Raw genomic sequence first — 438 nt, forward strand, 5'->3', positions numbered from 1 at the left:
CAACTCGGCCACGGCCTTGAGCTGGTCAGGCGAACCGGTGTAGGCGACACCCTTCAACCGTCCGTCGATCGTCCAGATCGACACGGCGCGCGCGTCGGACTGCCACGACAGCATCCTGGCGTCGTACGGCTGCGCGGCGTCCCAGCGGAATCGGACCGGCGTCGCCTCGACCCGCCGCCGGCGCTGCGACCCTGGCTTGCCGTAGTTACCGGCCTTGATGTTGGCGTGCAGGGTGGTGTAGGCGTCGGCGACCTTCTTGATGACGTGCTGCGCGGCCTGCGCCCCGAGCCGGTAGTCGGTCTTGATGCCGTGGTAGGCGTGCCGGCGCAGGTCGTAGTTGCGGTAGCAGCCGATGTCGCGGGCCATCTGCGCCACATCGGACGCCGCCTCGTTGCAGGCGCGCAGGGTCGCCGTCAGCGCGGACGCCTGCTCCGGCGT

At 70.1% G+C, this 438-nt stretch carries 1 protein-coding gene; it reads right to left on the reverse strand.

From position 1 onward, the window contains the following. Nucleotides 1-438, reverse strand: a 438-nt coding sequence (locus ACLQ2U_RS32195) for a hypothetical protein (protein WP_425754645.1), incomplete at both ends; no start/stop codon positions are given.

Origin of the sequence: Micromonospora sp. DT47, assembly GCF_049844475.1 — a bacterium.
In the GTDB taxonomy this organism is placed as follows: Bacteria; Actinomycetota; Actinomycetes; order Mycobacteriales; family Micromonosporaceae; genus Micromonospora.